The sequence below is a fragment of the Streptacidiphilus sp. PAMC 29251 genome (assembly GCF_054208735.2).
The window spans coordinates 2,303,969-2,319,162 of sequence record NZ_CM135725.2; the positions used below are offsets into that span (position 1 = coordinate 2,303,969).

Genomic DNA, 15,194 nt, shown 5'->3' on the forward strand with positions numbered 1-15,194 from the left:
TGACCTGAGTGATGCGGGTGGACAGCGCGGGCGACGCAGGCAGGCACGGAGGGCAGGGAGCGGCGGAGATGGGTGGCGAGGCGCGGGTGATGGCGTTGCGGCCGGAGGCGGAGGAGGCCGAGGGGGACGTGGCCGTGGTGCCCGCCGCCCGGTCGCTGCGGGTACTGCCGCTGGCCGGTCTCGACCGGGTCGGCGTGGTCCTGGTGTCGCACAGCGCGCGGGTCGCGGACGCCGTCGCCGCGCTGGCCGTGGAACTGCTCGGCACCGGCGATCCCGGCCCGTTGGCGACCGCGGGCGGCGACGCGGACGGCGGGGTCGGCACCAGTGCCGCGCTGGTGGTCGCCGCCGCGAAGCAGGCCGACCAGGGCATGGGGGTCGCGGTGGTCGCCGACCTGGGCGGTGCGGTGACGACCGTTCAGGAGGTGCTGGCCACTGCCGAGGCGCGCGGACTCCCCTTCCCGGTGCGGCTCGCCGACGCGCCGTTCCTGGAGGGCGCGGTCGCCGCGGTGGCCACCGCCTCGGCGGGCGGCGACCTTGCGGCGGTGATCGAGGCGGCGGAGGACGGTTACCTGGTGCGCAAGCTCTGATCCCGGTGCGGGGTGGGGCCGTTCGGGTTGTTCTTGTCGTGCGGGCTGTGCGGGCTGTGCGGGCTGGTGGAGTTTCGCGGGTCGTGCGGGTCGTTGCTGTGGTCGGGGTCAGGGGCGATGGGAGCCGGAGCGGTGGGGGCCGGGGCGAGGTGGAAGTGGGCTTCGGAGGCGCCGCTGAGGGCGTGCCGCAGCCGGTGCAGGGCGGACTCGCCGAGATCCTCCGGCAGGGCGTCCCGGTCGAACCAGCCGACCTCGAGTGACTCGTCGTCATTGACCCGTGCCTCGCCGCCGATCGCGCGGCAGAGGAAGGTCAGTTCCAGGTACTGCGCCTGGTCCCCGTTGGCGTGCACGATCGGGGCGGAGACGGAGACGCCGGTCAGCCGTTCCGGGACGACCTGGACCCCGGTCTCCTCCAGGCACTCCCGCACGGCGGCGTCGGCCGGCTGCTCGCCCGGGTCGATGATGCCGGTGATGAGGGCCCAGCGGCCGTTGTCCGAGCGCCGCCCCAGCAGCACCCGTCCGTCCTCGTCGAGCACCACCGCGGTGACGCCGGACATCCACAGCGGGCGTTGGCCGATGGCGGCGCGCAACTCGCGCACGAACTCAGGAATGGGCATGGCTCGACACTAACGGGAAACGGAACGGCGGACCACGTCATGGCGAAGCGTGGTGAGCTGGGGTGTCATGGACAGCGAATCTTTGTACGAGGCGGGGCCATTCGGCCGATCACGGTCTACCGTAGGGCTCGCCCGGGCACGGACGGCTGCTGCGCCGCACCGCCGGGGGGACCGCGCTGGGGGTGGTATGAGGGCCGTCGGCACGTCGTCGTCCGATCGGATTCCCGTTGCCCTGTCCGGCGCGGAGGGCTCCGCGGCGGACGTGGTCGGAGCCCTGCTGCTGGCCGGCTGCGCCGCCTGGACCCTGTATACCGCGAACGGCCGCGACACCCATCCCGAGGGCGTCCTGCTGGGGCTGTTGGCCGTCGCCGCCGGCTACGCGGCGGACGGGTCGCCGGGGCCGTCGTCCCGGTCGGCGCGCCGGCCGTGGTGGCCCTGGCCGTGGGTGTGGTCACGCTGCTCGTCCCCGCCGGCCTCTCCGGTGACCCGGCCGCCCTTCCGCTGGGCGACATGGACGCTGACGCCGCGCTGCTGGCCCTGGCGGTCGGCGCGGCCTGCTGCGCGGTGCAGGCCGCGCACGGGCGGACCCGGCTGCTGCTCGGCGCCCTCGCCTTCGGGATCAGCGCCGAGGCGTTGGCGACCGGCTCGGTGGCCGGCCTGCTGGCCTGCGGAGCGACCCTGGTCGTGGCCAGGGCAGTGACCGTGGTCCGGCGGCGGGTGCCGGTCCTGCTGCTGCTCGCACTGTGCGCGGGGCTCGCCGCCGGGGCGCCGCTGCTACTGGCCCGTCCGGACAGTCGGCCGGAGGGTGTGCTGAGCAGTGCCACTCCGCTCGCCGACCAGCGCGGGGCGCTGTGGCACGACGCCGTCAGCGAGGCCGAGGGAGCGCCGCTGCGCGGGGTCGGGCCCGGGCGGTTCGCCGAACTGAGCCCCGCCGCACAGGAGTCGGCGACGCCGGGGGGCGCCTCCTCGGCGGCGCTGCAGGCCGCGGCCGAGGAGGGCGTGCCGGGGGTGTGCCTGCTGGCCGCGTCGTTCGGCTGGATGCTGTGGACGTTGCGGCGCTCGCCCGGGCCGACGGCGGTGGTCCTCACCGCCGCGGGCGCGCTCACGGCGCTGGCCGCCGAGGCGGCGGTGAGCCCGGTGCTGAGCTATCCGGGGATCACGGCGGGGGCGGGCCTGCTGGTCGGCATGGCGACGGCGCGGCCGCTGGCCCAGAGCCAGGCTCGGGGCGTGCCGGGGGCGGGGGCGGCACCAGGGCGGACGGCGCAGGGGCAGGGGCGCGCGGCGCCGGGGTACGAGCGGGGCGGCAGCGCGGCGGACTGAGGCGGGGCCGGGCCCGGCGGGGCGGGTTCGGACGGGTTCGGGCGGGTTCGGACGGAGCAGGGCTGGACAGGCGGGACGGGCTGAGCCGGCGGGGGTCTGGCGAAGGTGGGGTCAGGGGGTTTCCGGGAGGCCGAGGAAGTCGGCGATCTCCTCGATGGTGTGGGCGAAAAAAGGCGTCGGCGGGGTCGGCGGAGCCGACGAAGTGGCCGAAGAGTTCAAAGCTGACCAGGCCGAAGAGCTGGGTCCAGGCCGAGAGCCCTCGGGCGAGCAGGGCCGGCGGCAGGCCGGGCACGGCGCGGGACGCGAGGTCGGCGAGCTGCTCGGCCAGCGGACCGCGCAGCGGGCGGACCGGGGCCGGGATGGCGAACCTGCCGACGGTGTCCTGCAGCAGCCCGACCAGCACCAGCGGCACCCGCGCGGCCGGGGCGACGGTCTGCTCGGGGGCGCTGTAGCCGGGGACCGGGGTGCCGTAGAGCAGGGCGTACTCATGGGGGTGCGCCCTGGCCCAGGCCCGGACGGTGACGCAGGCGGCGAACCAGCGGGCACGGGTGTCCGAGCGCGGGACGGTACTGGAGACGGCCTGCTCCACCTGGTCGCCGAGGGCGTTGTAGGCGTCGATGATCAGCGCGGTGAGCAGGTCGTCGCGACTGGGGAAGTAGCGGTAGAGGGCAGAGGACACCATGCCGAGCTCGCGGGCGACCGCGCGCAGCGAGAGTTTCTGCGGGCCCTCGACGGCGAGCTGCCGCCGGGCCTCCTCCTTGATCTCGTGGGTGAGTTTCCTCACGGGCTCGCTCGCGGGCACCTCGAATCGCAACCATGCCGGAAGTCTGCCACAAACGAGAGCACTGAACCACAACAAGAGCAGTGCTCTTGACACGGTGCACTGCCCCAGCCATAGTGGAGAAGGAAGCGAGAGCAGTGCTCTCGAATGAGATCGGTGCACACGAAATCCTTCATGACAGGGAGACTCACGATGTCCGAGACCGCCGCCCAGCCCGCACCGCAGAGCGCCGCACCCCGCCTGGTCACCACCGAGGGCCGTCTCATGCGGAGCGTCGACGGCGCGAGCCGCCGGGTCATGATCTGGCTCGGCCGGATCGGCATCAGCGTGATGGGGTCGCGCACCCTCGCCGTCCGCGGCCGCAAGAGCGGCGAATGGCGCACCACCCCGGTCAACCTGCTGCCCTTCGAGGGCGAGCGCTACCTGGTCGCGCCGCGCGGCCACACCCAGTGGGTCCGCAACATGCGCACGGCGGGCGGCGGCGAACTGCGGCTGGGCCGCCGGGCCGAGAGCTTCCACGCGGTCGAGATCCCCGACGCGGACAAGCCCGCCATCCTGCGCGAGTACCTGCGGCGCTGGGCCTGGGAGGTCGGCATGTTCTTCGAGGACGTGGACGCCAAGTCGCCGGAGAGCCGGCTGCTGGAGATCGCCCCCGGCTTCCCGGTCTTCCGGATCACGCCCGGCGCCTGAGCCCCGCCCGACGCCCCGCCCCGCCACCCGGCCACCGGGCTACCCAGCCCAGCCCAGCCCCGCCCGTCCCGTACCCACGCCGCCCCGCACCTGGCCGTGGCGAACCGGCCGCGTGGCGCGCGGTCAGCCGGCCCGTGTGGCACCCGGCGCACCCACGCCTGGCCACCCCGCCCCATGCCACCCCCGCGCCGCATGCCCTGGCGCACGCCCCGCGCCCCGCGCCTGCCCCTCCCCCACTCCCCCCAGAGCCTCAGCCCGTCCCGCTCAGGCCCCGCCTCCGCGGCCGCTCAGGGCCCCACCAAGCCCAGTGCCGCTCAGGGCCCCAAGCCCAGCGCCGCCCAAGGCCTCGGCCCGACCCCGCCTATCGCCCGAGATCCTCGCGCACCCACTGCGCGAGGATCTTGGCGCAGGTGTCCACCGAGTCACGCCAGGTCTTGGCCGCCCCCTCCACCGCCTCGTCGCTGACGTACTTGACCAGCCGCACCCGCACCCCGGCCGCACGGGCCACGCTGGCCAGCGCGTACCCCTCCATGTCGACCAGGTGCGCCCGCTCGGCGAGCCGCTGCCGGGCTGACTCCTCCGCCACGAACAGGTCGCCGGTCGCCAGCACCAGTCCGTCCGCCGCGCGGCCCGGCAGGTCCAGGGTCAGCGGCGCACCGATGGTCTCGCCGGTGAGGCTCCGCAGCACGTCGGTGTCCAGGTCGTGCTGGAGCACGGTGCCGATCTCGTGCGTGGTCCCCTCAAGTCCGGGGCGCAGCGCGCCCGCCGTGCCCAGGTTGACCACCTCGGACGGGTGCGGTCCCCGGGCCAGCACGGTGGCGAGCGCGGCGCTCGCGTTCACCTTGCCCATGCCGGTGAGCAGGACCGGGAACTCCTCGCCGAGGTGCGCCGCCTCCTCCGCGACGGCGACGACAAGCAGCGGACGGGCGGGGTCGATGTCTCCGATGAGGCGCATGCCGACAATCGTAGGACGACCACGTCGAAGACTCGTCGGGCCATCCCCGACCGCTGCCGTCGGTCAGTTGCCGTAGGCACGCCGCCGGAGGGTACGTTGCCGGTGGACGACTTTGCCGGTACCGCGTCGAGGAGACTCCCGTATGAGCACGCATGAGCAGCACGAGCAGTGGAACGCAGTCGACAGCTACCTCAGCGACACCCTGGGGCTGGCCGACCCGGCACTGGAGGCCGCGCTGAAGGCCAGCGACGCCGCCGGGCTGCCGCAGATCGCCGTGTCCGCGCCGCACGGCCGGCTGCTGCAGCTGCTGGCCCGGATCCACGGAGCCCGCCGGATCCTGGAGATCGGCACCCTGGGCGGCTACTCCGCCATCTGCCTGGCCCGGGCGCTGCCGGAGGGCGGCAAGCTGGTGACGCTGGAGTTCGACCCCCGGCACGCCGAGGTGGCCCGGGCCAACATCGCCGCCGCCGGGCTCGCGGACAAGGTCGAGGTACGGGTCGGCCCGGCGCTGGAGACCCTGCCGCTGCTGCAGCGGGAGGGCGCGGAACCGTTCGACCTGGCCTTCATCGACGCCGACAAGGTGAACAACCCCAACTATGTCCGCTGGGCGCTGGAGCTGGGCCGGCCCGGGAGTCTGATCATCGTCGACAACGTCATCCGCGACGGCAAGGTCGTGGACGCGGAGAGCGAGGACCCGGCGATCAGGGGCACCCGCGAGGCGCTGGAGTTCATCGCCGCCGAGCCCCGGCTGACCGGCACCGCGATCCAGACCGTGGGCTCCAAGGGCTACGACGGCTTCGCCGTGGCCGTGGTGACGGAGTAGCACCGGGAGCACCGGCAGCAGCAGGAGCAACGGAGCAGCCGACTCACCGGACGCCCCGTCAGCCGCCGATGCTGAACGCCCCGTCCGGCGGCGCCGGGGAGGCCACGGCGGTGGCGTCGGTGACCGGACGGGCCCGGCCCACCAGCAGGTCGAGCCGGTCGCCGTGGACGACCCGGGCCGGGAAGACGTCCCCGGCGGTGCGCCGGGCCAGCTCGGCGACCGGGAACCCGCGTCGCCCGGCCAGCAGCACCAGGTTGCCGTAGCGGCGTCCGCGCAGCACCGAGGGCTCGGCGATCAGGCAGACCTCGGGGAAGACCGCCCGGAGGCCGGCCAGCTGGGAGCGGGCGAAGTCCAGCGGCGCGGCGTCGGCGAGGTTCGCCAGGTAGAGGCCGTCCGGGCGGAGCACCCTGGCGGCCTCCCGGACCAGCTCGACCGAGGTGAGGTGGGCCGGGATCCGCGAGCCGCCGAAGACGTCGGCGACGATCAGGTCGGCGTCCGCGTCCGGGGTGTCGGCGAGGGCGGCCCTGGCGTCCGCCGCCCGGACCTCGATGCCGTGCGCGGGCGGGTCCCAGGGCAGGTACTCGCGGACCAGCCCGGTCAGCGCGGCGTCCAGCTCGATGACGCGCTGGCGCGAGCCCGGCCGGGTGGCGGCCAGGTAGCGGGGCAGGGTGAGCGCGCCGCCGCCGAGGTGCAGTACGTCCACCGGCTGCCCGGAGGGAGCGGCCAGGTCGGCGGCGTGGGCGAGCCGCTGGACGTACTCGAACTCCAGGAACAGCGGGTCGTCGAGGTCGACATAAGACTGCGGGGCCCCGTCCATGGTGAGCAGCCAGCCGCGGGGGCGGTCCAGGTCCGGGAGCAGGCGGGCGACGCCGAGGTCGACGCGGCGCTCGACGGGGCGGGGGTCGTTCGACAACTCGGTCACAGGTGCATTCTCCCGGGAACCGTAAGGGGTCGGAAACTCGTCCGAAACTTCTCCCCGAAAGCAGTACAACCTTCTCCCCCATGAGCGGGTCTTCCTTACGTCTTGAGTGACAGCGCGCCGGTACTCCCTCCCACCGGCCGCTCGGCGCGACGGAAAGGAAGTCCGTGCGACAGCCGAACCTCGCCACCATGCCCAGGCCGGTCGAGCACCTCGGAACGGAGCGGCCGCGAGGCCGCGCCGCCCGGCGGCTCTCCGTGCTCACCTTTCCGGGGGCCGGCGACCCGTCGGTGTTCCGGGCGCAGGTGGAGCGGCTGGTCCGCACCGCGAGCCCGGTCTCCCTCCCGCAGGTCCAGGAGGCGCTGACGAGCGGTGCGCCACTGCCCCCGCACGCCGTGCTGGTCAGCTTCGAGCACGGCCACCGCAGCGCGGTGACCACGGCGCTGCCCGTGCTGGCCGCGCGCGGGATCCCCGCCGTGGCCTTCGTGGTCGCCGGACTGGTCGACACCGAGCGGCCGTACTGGTGGCAGGAGGCGGAGTTCCTGGTCGAGCAGGGCGGACGGGCCCGCAACCTGTCCGTACGGGAGCCCGGCGGGGTGGCGGCGGCCATGGCCGCGCTGCCCGACCCGGACCGGCGGAGCTGCCTGCAGGAGCTGCGGGTGACGGCCCGTCGGCCCGCCCCGGGACAGCCCCAGCTGACGACGGCGGACCTGCTGGCACTGCGCGACGGCGGCGTGGAGATCGGCAACCACACCTACGGCGACGCCAGGCTGGCCACCTGCGACGACTACGTGGTCCGGGAGGAGGTGGTGGGCGCGCACGAGCGGCTGACCAAGCTGACCGGCATCGAGCCCAGCGCCTTCGCCCATCCGGGCGGGGTCGCCGACATCCGGGCCGAGGCACTGCTGCGCGGCCTCGGCTACCGCAGTGCCTTCCTCGGCGACGGACACACGTTCGACCTGCGGCCGACCGCCGTCTCCCGGCCCAACCCGCTGCGGATCAGCCGGCTCTCGGTGAACGGCCGCACCTCGCGCAACCTGTTCGACGCCGTGCTGGCCGGCTGGAGCCCCACCGTGCGGAAGCTCCGCGGCGCGGTGGCCTGCCGGTAGCGGCGGCCCGCAGGTAGCGGTGGCCCGCAGGCAGCCGAGCCCTCAGACCTGGACGCCCGCTCCGGCGAGCAGCGCCCGCCCCTCGGGGTAGTGCAGCGCGGCCGGGGGCAGTTCCTCGGTGCGTCCGCTGCGGAGGACCAGCAGGGTGCCGACGCCGACCGCCGCGACGGCAGCGGGGTCGGCCCGGCGCAGCGCCTGCCCGACCACGGCCTGCGCGGAGTCGTGCAGGGTCAGCGCGTCGGCGCCCATGTCGAGCCGGGAGCCCAGCGCGGCCCTGATCGGGGCGTGCAGCAGCTCGTAGTGGGTGCAGCCGAGGACCAGCGCCCGGATCCGGGCCGGCGTGCGCTCGGCCGCGTCGGCCACCGCCGCGGCGATGGCGTCCTCGTCCGCGTGTTCGACCGCGTCGGCGAGCCCGGGGCAGGCGATCTCGGTGACGTCCAGACCGGGGGCGAACTCGCTGATCAGCCCGCGCTGGTAGGCGCTGCCGGTGGTGGCCGGGGTGGCCCAGATGGCGACCGGGCCGCCGGTCACGGCGGCGGGCTTGATCGCGGGCACCGTGCCGATCACCGGGATGCCGGGCTCCAGCTCGGCCCTGATCGCCTCCAGGGCGTGCACCGAGGCGGTGTTGCAGGCGACGATCAGCGCGTCCGGACGGTGCACGGCCGCCGCGCGGGCGCAGCCGAGCGCGTGCTCGGCGATGTCGGCCGGGGTGCGCGGGCCCCAGGGCAGTCCGTCCGGGTCGGTGGACAGCACCAGGTCCGCGTCCGGGCGCAGCGTACGCAGCGCGGCGGCGGCGGGGAGCAGGCCCAGCCCGGAGTCAATGAGTGCGATCTTCACAACGCCCGACCTTAGTCGATGGACCCGCCCGGACACCGGGCGACCGGCTCAGGTCGAGTCTGCGGCATACTCGCGCAGGTGACCGTACTGATGTGGGTGACGAGGGCGTCCTTGCTGGCCTGGCTGTGGCTGACGTTCCTTCAGGGTGGCTTCTGGCGGACCGACCAGCGGCTGCCGCCGCGTCCCGAGTCGGCCCGGCGGGCCAGCGTGGCGATCATCGTCCCGGCCCGGGACGAGGCCGAGGTACTGCCGCTGAGCCTGCCCTCGCTGCTGGCCCAGCAGTACGAGGGCGCGGCGCGGGTGATCCTGGTCGACGACAACAGCTCCGACGGCACCGGCGAGCTGGCCCGGCGGCTGGGCGAGGCCCCCGGCTCGCTGCCGCTCACGGTCACCACGCCCGGCGAGCCGCCGGAGGGCTGGACCGGCAAGCTCTGGGCGCTGCGGCACGGCGTGGAGCTGGCCGGGGACGCCGAGTACCTGCTGCTCACCGACGCGGACATCGCCCACGGCCCCTACTCGCTGGACAGCCTGGTGGCCGCCGCCGTGGGCTCGCCCACCGAGTCCTACGACCTGGTGTCGCAGATGGCACGGCTGCGGACGGAGACCCGCTGGGAGCGGCTGATCGTGCCGGCCTTCGTCTACTTCTTCGCTCAGCTGTACCCGTTCCGCTGGGTCAACAAGGCCGGTTCCCGCACGGCCGCCGCGGCCGGCGGCTGCACCCTGGTCCGCCGGGAGGCGCTGGAACGGGCCGGCGGGGTGGCCGCGATCCGCGGCGCGGTGATCGACGACGTCAATCTGGCGAAGGCGGTGCAGCGCAGCGGCGGCCGGATCTGGCTGGGCCTGGCCGACCGGGTGGACAGCGTGCGCCCGTACCCGGAGTTCGGCCAGCTGTGGCGGATGATCTCGCGCAGCGCCTACGCGCAGCTGCGGCACTCGGTGCTGCTGCTGGTGGGGACGGTGCTGGGGCTGACCCTGGTCTACCTGGTACCGCCGGTCCTGCTGGTCACCGGCCTGGCCGCCGGGAACTTCGGGCTGGCCTACACCGCCGCGCTGGCCTGGGTGCTGATGGCGGCCACCTTCGGCCCGATGCTCCGCTACTACCGGCAGCCGCCCGCCGCCGCGCTGCTGCTGCCGTTCACCGCGGCGCTTTACCTGCTGATGACGGTCGACTCGGCGGTCCAGCACTGGCGCGGACGCGGCGCGGCCTGGAAGGGCCGGACCTACCCGGCGCCCTCGGCGGCGTCCCAGGCGTCCGAGGCGAACATCCCCAGGTAGCGGTCGGCCAGGTCGAGCGCCACCTCGGCCGCCGCCTCGATCCCGGCCTCGACCTCCGCCTCGGCCTCGGATGAGCAGGCGCGGTGGAACGCAGCCTCCACGGCGGCGCGGAGCCCGGCCGAGCGCAGCCAGGCGACGACCTGCGGGACGGCCGCCCGCTGCCAGAAGGCGTTCGCCAGCCGGGTGCCCCGGCGCTTGAACAGCACCGCGGCGTTCGCCTCGACGAACTCCGCGAGGTGCTGTGCAGCAGCGGCGGACCCGCCGTCCAGGGCGGCCGTCCAGCGGTCCAGGAAAGAGGTGAGGTCGGCCACCGCACCACTCAGGGCGCACAGGATCTCGTCGATGGAGTAGGCGGTCGTGAAGCAGGCCAGTGAGGCGTCCCAGAAGGCATCGAGGACCTCACCCACGGCTGTCCGCTCGGCCTCGGACCAGGACGTCCATCCGGCAGCCCCGAGCCGGCCGAGGGCAATCTCGATGTCGAGGTGCTTGAGGTCGCCCGACACGACCAGCTCCAACACCCGAGGGGCGAAGTAGCGGAAGTCCTCGGCCGTTCCGACCGTGTGCATCGCGGAACGCAGGTACTGGTCCAGCTGCTCCGCGTCCATGCTGCGCAGCGGGGGGCGCAGCAGCTCCGCGATCTCCTCGGGCGTGATGCAGCAGGGACAGCCCTGCATGCCGAGCGGCTTCGCCACCCCCGCGAACGCCTCGTACAGCCCTTCCACCGCCACCCCCCGGGGTCAGCTCAGAGTGCCACTCCCAGCAGCGCGTCCACCGTACGGGAGATCACGCCGGGGGCACCGGTGTCGTGGCCGCCGAAGTCGTCCTGCTTCGTGGCCCAGGCGTCGATGACGGCCAGGGCGCGCGGGGCGTTCAGGTCGTCGGCGAGGGCGGCGCGGACCTCGGCCAGGGTCTCGGTGGCATCGGGGCCGTCCGGACGGGAGACCGCGGCGCGCCAGCGGGCCAGCCGGTGCTGGGCGCGGAGCAGGTCGGCGTCGGTCCACTCCCAGTCCGAGCGGTAGTGGTGGCCGAGCAGCGCGAGCCGGATCGCGGCCGGTTCCACGCCGTCGCGGCGCAGCCGGGAGACGAACACCAGGTTGCCGCGCGACTTGGACATCTTCTCGCCCTCGAGGGCGACCATGCCGGCGTGGACGTAGGCGCGGGCGAACGGGTGCAGCTTGGTCAGCACCTGGGCGTGCGAGGCGCCCATCTCGTGGTGCGGGAAGGCCAGGTCGCTGCCGCCGCCCTGGATGTCGAACTCCATGCCGAGGTGGTCCAGCGCGATGGCCACGCACTCGATGTGCCAGCCGGGGCGGCCGCGGCCGATCTCGGAGTCCCAGGCGGGCTCGTCCGGACGGGCGGCGAGCCACAGCAGCGGGTCGAGCCGGTGCTTCTTGCCGGGACGGTCGGGGTCGCCGCCGCGCTCGCCGAAGAGGCGCAGCATCTGCTCCTCGCCGAGCCGGGAGACCTCGCCGAAGTGCGGGTCGGACGCGACCGAGAAGTAGATGTCGCCGTCGAGCTCATAGGCCGCGCCGGACGTCAGCAGCTCCTTGATCAGCGGGACTATGCCGGGGATGGCCTCGACCGCGCCGATGTAGTGCGCGGGGGGCAGCATCCGCAGCGCGGTCATGTCCTCGCGGAACAGCGCGGTCTCCCGCTCGGCCAGCTCGGTCCAGTCGATGCCGGTGGCGGTGGCGCGCTCCAGCAGCGGGTCGTCGACGTCGGTGACGTTCTGGACGTAGACCACCTCGTGGCCGGCGTCCCGCCAGACCCGCTGGATCAGGTCGAAGGCGTTGTAGGTGGCCGCGTGCCCGAGGTGGGTGGCGTCGTAGGGGGTGATCCCGCACACGTAGAGCCGGGCGGTCGGGCCCGGCTCCGTGGTCCGCACGGCTCCTGCGGAGGTGTCGAAGATACGCAGGGGACTCCCCTGGCCGGGGAGTGCGGGGACGTCGGTGGCGGGCCAGGCATACATACAGATGACTCTAACCGGACTTGGTTGATCTTCGCACCAGTGCCTCCCCCGGCCGCCGGATCTCCGGCGCCCGCCTAGGCCGGCCGCTCGGCGCTCGGCCCGGCCCACGGGTCGGGCTGCTCGGCGGCGGCCCGCAGCACCTCCTCGGGCACCAGCGCGGCGAACCACGCCAGGGTGTCGACCAGTTGGAGCATCGCCGCCGGGGGGCGGTGGTCCGGCGCCACGGCGAGGAGGGCGCGGCCCTCCATCCGCCAGTCCAGGCCCAGCGCGCGGCTCCGGCCGAGGACCTCCGGGGTGAACAGCGCCGCGGCCGCCCCCGGATCGAGGGAGTAGCCGCGCAGCCCCGCCCAGAGCGGTCCGAAGGTGGCCTCGTTGTAGGACTGGGCGTGGCCGTCGCCGACCGGGACCGGGGTCGCCGCCTCGGCGGGGTCGCCGGTCGGACGCACGGACACACTCGGCAGCGGTCGCGGGACGACCACGGAGGCGACCGTCCAGGCGGTGACGACCGCACTCTTGTTCTGCCGGTAGGTGGTGCTGAAGTGGAACACCTCCGCCTGCGCCCCGCCGGGCAGCGGACCGTACAGGAGGGTGCGGAAGCCCGGGTTGGGCCCGTTGAACGGCCGGCCGCTGCGGTAGCGCCGGTGCAGGCCGCCGGGGGCCGGTGCGGTGACGCCGGTCCAACCGGGGCGCAGCACCGCGACGGCGTCCACCGCCTGCCGGGACCGCTGCTCACGGTGGCGCACCACCAGCACCAGCGGGATCACGACCAGTGCGCCGAGGAGCGGCAGGCCCACCACCACGAACAGCAGAAAGGGGGTGACGATCACTGGGGAACCTCCACGGCGCCGTCGAGACCCTGGTTCTGCTCCGGAAGGGTGGGGTTGTTGTTGAGCGCCCCCTCCAGCGCGCCGCCCGCTCCGTAGACCGCGCCGTTGCCGCCGATCTCGACGGTGACCGGAGTCAGCGGGTTGGGTGCGGCGTGCTTGCCGGTGCTGTTGGTGGTGCTCTTCACCGAGCCGGCCAGGCCCGCGCCGACCCCGCCGGTCAACCCGTCGGTGACGGTGTCGACCACGGTGGCGCGCAGCCCGTTGCCCTCGACGCCGTCGGCGAGGGCGCCTCCGGCCGCGCTGGTGACCGCGCCCATGCCGATCGTCCTGACCGTGTTCATGCCGCTGCTGAGGCCGTCGCCGCTGAGGAGCTGGACTATCCGGCTCGGCGGCGCGGCGTGGGCGCCCTTGGACGTCAGGGCGCCGCCGACGCCCTCCAGGGCGCTGCCGAGGCCGGCCGCGCCGAAGCCGGCCAGCCCTGCGGTCTCCGCGTCCTTGGCGCCGATCAGGCCCTTGCCCGACATCAGGTTGCTCAGTTGGGTGCCCAGCAGGTTCATCGAGGTGTTCTTGAGCCCGTCGACCAGGATCCGGGGGACCACTCCGAGCTTCCTGATGTCCTCGACCAGTTCGGTGATCACCCGCTCCGCTTTCTGGGCCATCTCGATGAAACGGTCCAGCAGTTGGACGATCTTCAGCGCCCGCTCCCCCGAGGCCGCCGCGCTGACGGCGTCGGAGATCCCGGCGGTGAACACCGTCAGCAGGGCTCCGGCCAGCTCGAACTCGGCTATCTGCAGCGCGATGTCGACGATCGCCGCGATGATCTGCTCCGCCTCGTCGGCGTAGGCGTCGAGTTCCTTCGCCACCGCCTGGAAGTTCTTGGCGCTGTCGAGCAGGGCCTGGTGCTGCGCGGCCCAGTGCGCGGCGAAGGAGTCAGCGGCCGAGCCCTCCCAGGACGAGCCGACCACCCCGTGCACGGCGCCGTCGAGATGCTCCGCGGTCGTGGTCAACCGACCGGCCAGGGACCGCCATTCACGGGCGAGCCGGCGCAGGGCGTCCGGGTCCCCGCCCGGCCAGGGGAGGTCGATCATGGACAGCACCTTGGCGACCTTGCCGGCGACCGCCCCGTTGATGTTCAGGCCCATGCGCTCAGTTCCCCCCGAGCAGAAGCGAGTTGTGACGGTCCGTGCTGCGGTAGAAGGCGGCGTTGAAGTCCAGCCCCTGCTGGTCGCCGTCCAGCACCTCGGCCAGCTGGTTCAGGCCGGTCACGGTGTGCCGCACCAGGTTCTGGTACTGGTCGGCGGCGCCGGTGCAGGCTCCGAGCAGCCCGAACGCCTCACCGACCGCGAACACGTCGCTCTCGAATCCGGGGATCGCGTGCTGCAGGTTCTCCGCCGCGGTACGGAACTCGCCTGCCAGCTTCTGGATGGCCTGCGGATCCGCGAGGAACGTCGGCTTCATCGGTTGCCCCCTCGTCACTGTGCGGTGCGTACACCGACTGTGCGGTGTCCACCGACGACGGGAAGCAGGATGCCACAGCCGGTCCGGCGCCGGACCGCAGGGGGTGGGTGCTGCTCAGATCGGCGGCCAGGGGACGGCGGGCCAGTCGCCGGAGGGGACCGGGTGCAGTCCGGTGCGCAGCAGATCCGCGACCCGGAGCCGCAGGGCGTCGATCTCGGCGGGGGTGAGCAGCGGCGCCAACTCCTTGGCGAGCGTCCCCTTGAGCTCGGCGGCGAGGGCGGTGAGGACGGCCACCGCCTCGTCGTCCAGCGGCTCTCCGGCCCAGCCCCAGAGCAGGGTGCGCAGCTTGCCGGGGACGGCGAAGGAGACCCCGTGGTCGATGCCGTAGAGCCGGCCGTCCACCGCGGGCAGCAGGTGGCCGCCCTTGCGGTCGCCGTTGTTGATCACGGCGTCCAGCACGGCCAGGCGGCGCAGCCGGACGTCCTCGGCGTGCACCAGCAGCGCGGTCCTGCCCCGCCGACCTCGGCCCTGGCGATGGGCCGCCAGCCCCGCTCGGCCTCCTGCACGTCCTGCAGGGCCAGCAGTTGGGCCTCCGGGTCGGCCTCCACCCAGATCTGGCACATGCCCAGGCCGAGCGGGCCCTCGCGGAGCACGGTCGGCGGCACCAGGCCCCAGCCGGTCGCGGCGGAGACCAGGTAGGCGGCGGTCTCCCGGCCGGCCAGCGTGCCGTCCGGGAAGTCCCAGAGCGGGCGCTCGCCGCGGACCGGCTTGTAGACGCAGACCGCCTCGCCCCGGCCGTCGCTGACGGTGCAGTAGAAGACGCCGTTGGATGCCTCGGTGAGCTGGCCGTGGATCCGCAGCTCGCCGCCGCGGAGCAGGGCCAGGGCCCGTCCCGGGTCGGCGGCGAGGGCGGCCGAGGCGACCGGGTCGGCCTCGGGCGGCTCGGGGGTCTCGTCGGAGGTCCCGTCGGAGGTCTCGTCGAGGGCCTCAGGCGCCTCGGGGAGCTCGTCGGAGGCGTCCCGGCCGG

Annotated in this window: 14 protein-coding genes and 3 pseudogenes; 6 read left to right on the forward strand and 11 right to left on the reverse strand. The window is 74.2% G+C overall.

All coding sequences use genetic code 11. The features are described 5' to 3' along the window. Positions 1-68 precede the first annotated feature (68 nt). Positions 69-587, forward strand: a complete 519-nt coding sequence (locus tag ACXKR8_RS10760) for a PTS sugar transporter subunit IIA domain-containing protein (RefSeq protein WP_458272679.1) — start codon at positions 69-71, stop codon at positions 585-587. A gap of 167 nt (positions 588-754) precedes the next feature. Here ACXKR8_RS10760 and ACXKR8_RS10765 read toward each other — a convergent pair. Continuing rightward, positions 755-1,204 (reverse strand): annotated as a pseudogene (locus tag ACXKR8_RS10765) (NUDIX hydrolase); the annotation flags it as partial. A 510-nt stretch (positions 1,205-1,714) separates the two neighbouring features. Between ACXKR8_RS10765 and ACXKR8_RS10770 the strand changes: the two are divergent. After that, positions 1,715-2,164: pseudogene (locus tag ACXKR8_RS10770) on the forward strand (O-antigen ligase family protein); the annotation flags it as partial. Between the two features lie 196 nt (positions 2,165-2,360). Here the strand turns inward: ACXKR8_RS10770 and ACXKR8_RS10775 are convergent. Next, complete coding sequence (locus ACXKR8_RS10775) at positions 2,361-3,308, reverse strand: TetR/AcrR family transcriptional regulator (protein WP_462100448.1); 948 nt, start codon at positions 3,306-3,308, stop codon at positions 2,361-2,363. A gap of 261 nt (positions 3,309-3,569) precedes the next feature. Here ACXKR8_RS10775 and ACXKR8_RS10780 point away from each other — a divergent pair, with 261 nt between their 5' ends. After that, positions 3,570-3,995 (forward strand): nitroreductase family deazaflavin-dependent oxidoreductase, encoded by a 426-nt coding sequence (locus tag ACXKR8_RS10780; protein ID WP_458274945.1) that lies wholly within the window; start codon positions 3,570-3,572, stop codon positions 3,993-3,995. Between the two features lie 361 nt (positions 3,996-4,356). Here ACXKR8_RS10780 and ACXKR8_RS10785 read toward each other — a convergent pair whose 3' ends face one another. Further along, positions 4,357-4,950 carry a nucleosidase gene (locus tag ACXKR8_RS10785; protein WP_458272682.1) on the reverse strand — a complete coding sequence of 198 codons (594 nt, stop codon included), beginning with the start codon at positions 4,948-4,950 and terminating at the stop codon, positions 4,357-4,359. Between the two features lie 142 nt (positions 4,951-5,092). On the opposite strand from ACXKR8_RS10785, the gene ACXKR8_RS10790 reads away from it, so the two are divergent. Next, positions 5,093-5,773: an O-methyltransferase gene (locus ACXKR8_RS10790; RefSeq protein WP_458272683.1), complete on the forward strand. Its 681-nt coding sequence runs from the start codon at positions 5,093-5,095 to the stop codon at positions 5,771-5,773. A 58-nt stretch (positions 5,774-5,831) separates the two neighbouring features. Here the strand turns inward: ACXKR8_RS10790 and ACXKR8_RS10795 are convergent, their stop codons facing one another. Then, entirely contained in the window at positions 5,832-6,695 is an 864-nt protein-coding gene (locus ACXKR8_RS10795) for a spermidine synthase (protein WP_458272684.1), read from the reverse strand. Positions 6,696-6,859: 164 nt separating this feature from the next. On the opposite strand from ACXKR8_RS10795, the gene ACXKR8_RS10800 reads away from it, so the two are divergent. Then, positions 6,860-7,801 (forward strand): polysaccharide deacetylase family protein, encoded by a 942-nt coding sequence (locus ACXKR8_RS10800; protein WP_458272685.1) that lies wholly within the window; start codon positions 6,860-6,862, stop codon positions 7,799-7,801. Between the two features lie 42 nt (positions 7,802-7,843). On the opposite strand, the gene ACXKR8_RS10805 is transcribed toward ACXKR8_RS10800, so the two are convergent. Then, positions 7,844-8,638 (reverse strand): glutamate racemase, encoded by a 795-nt coding sequence (locus tag ACXKR8_RS10805; protein ID WP_458272686.1) that lies wholly within the window; start codon positions 8,636-8,638, stop codon positions 7,844-7,846. Positions 8,639-8,728: 90 nt separating this feature from the next. Between ACXKR8_RS10805 and ACXKR8_RS10810 the strand changes: the two genes are divergently transcribed. After that, on the forward strand, positions 8,729-9,913 hold the full coding sequence (locus tag ACXKR8_RS10810) for a glycosyltransferase (protein ID WP_458274946.1): 1,185 nt from the start codon (positions 8,729-8,731) through the stop codon (positions 9,911-9,913). Here ACXKR8_RS10810 and ACXKR8_RS10815 read toward each other — a convergent pair. From ACXKR8_RS10815 to ACXKR8_RS10840, 6 genes and pseudogenes are all read right to left on the reverse strand, one after another. Continuing rightward, complete coding sequence (locus tag ACXKR8_RS10815; protein WP_458272687.1) at positions 9,859-10,635, reverse strand: hypothetical protein; 777 nt, start codon at positions 10,633-10,635, stop codon at positions 9,859-9,861. The two genes, ACXKR8_RS10810 and ACXKR8_RS10815, sit on opposite strands and share 55 nt — an antisense overlap. A gap of 20 nt (positions 10,636-10,655) precedes the next feature. Continuing rightward, on the reverse strand, positions 10,656-11,882 hold the full coding sequence (mshC, locus tag ACXKR8_RS10820) for a cysteine--1-D-myo-inosityl 2-amino-2-deoxy-alpha-D-glucopyranoside ligase (RefSeq protein ID WP_458272688.1): 1,227 nt from the start codon (positions 11,880-11,882) through the stop codon (positions 10,656-10,658). A 74-nt stretch (positions 11,883-11,956) separates the two neighbouring features. Further along, the gene (locus tag ACXKR8_RS10825) at positions 11,957-12,709 is read right to left on the reverse strand and encodes a hypothetical protein (protein WP_458272689.1); all 753 of its coding nucleotides are present in this window, start codon (positions 12,707-12,709) and stop codon (positions 11,957-11,959) included. Further along, positions 12,706-13,851 (reverse strand): WXG100 family type VII secretion target, encoded by a 1,146-nt coding sequence (locus ACXKR8_RS10830; RefSeq protein WP_458272690.1) that lies wholly within the window; start codon positions 13,849-13,851, stop codon positions 12,706-12,708. Before ACXKR8_RS10830 ends, ACXKR8_RS10825 begins: the two co-directional genes overlap by 4 nt. A gap of 4 nt (positions 13,852-13,855) precedes the next feature. Further along, complete coding sequence (locus ACXKR8_RS10835; protein WP_458272691.1) at positions 13,856-14,167, reverse strand: WXG100 family type VII secretion target; 312 nt, start codon at positions 14,165-14,167, stop codon at positions 13,856-13,858. Between the two features lie 114 nt (positions 14,168-14,281). After that, a pseudogene (locus ACXKR8_RS10840) lies at positions 14,282-15,045 on the reverse strand (SCO1664 family protein). Positions 15,046-15,194 lie beyond the last annotated feature (149 nt).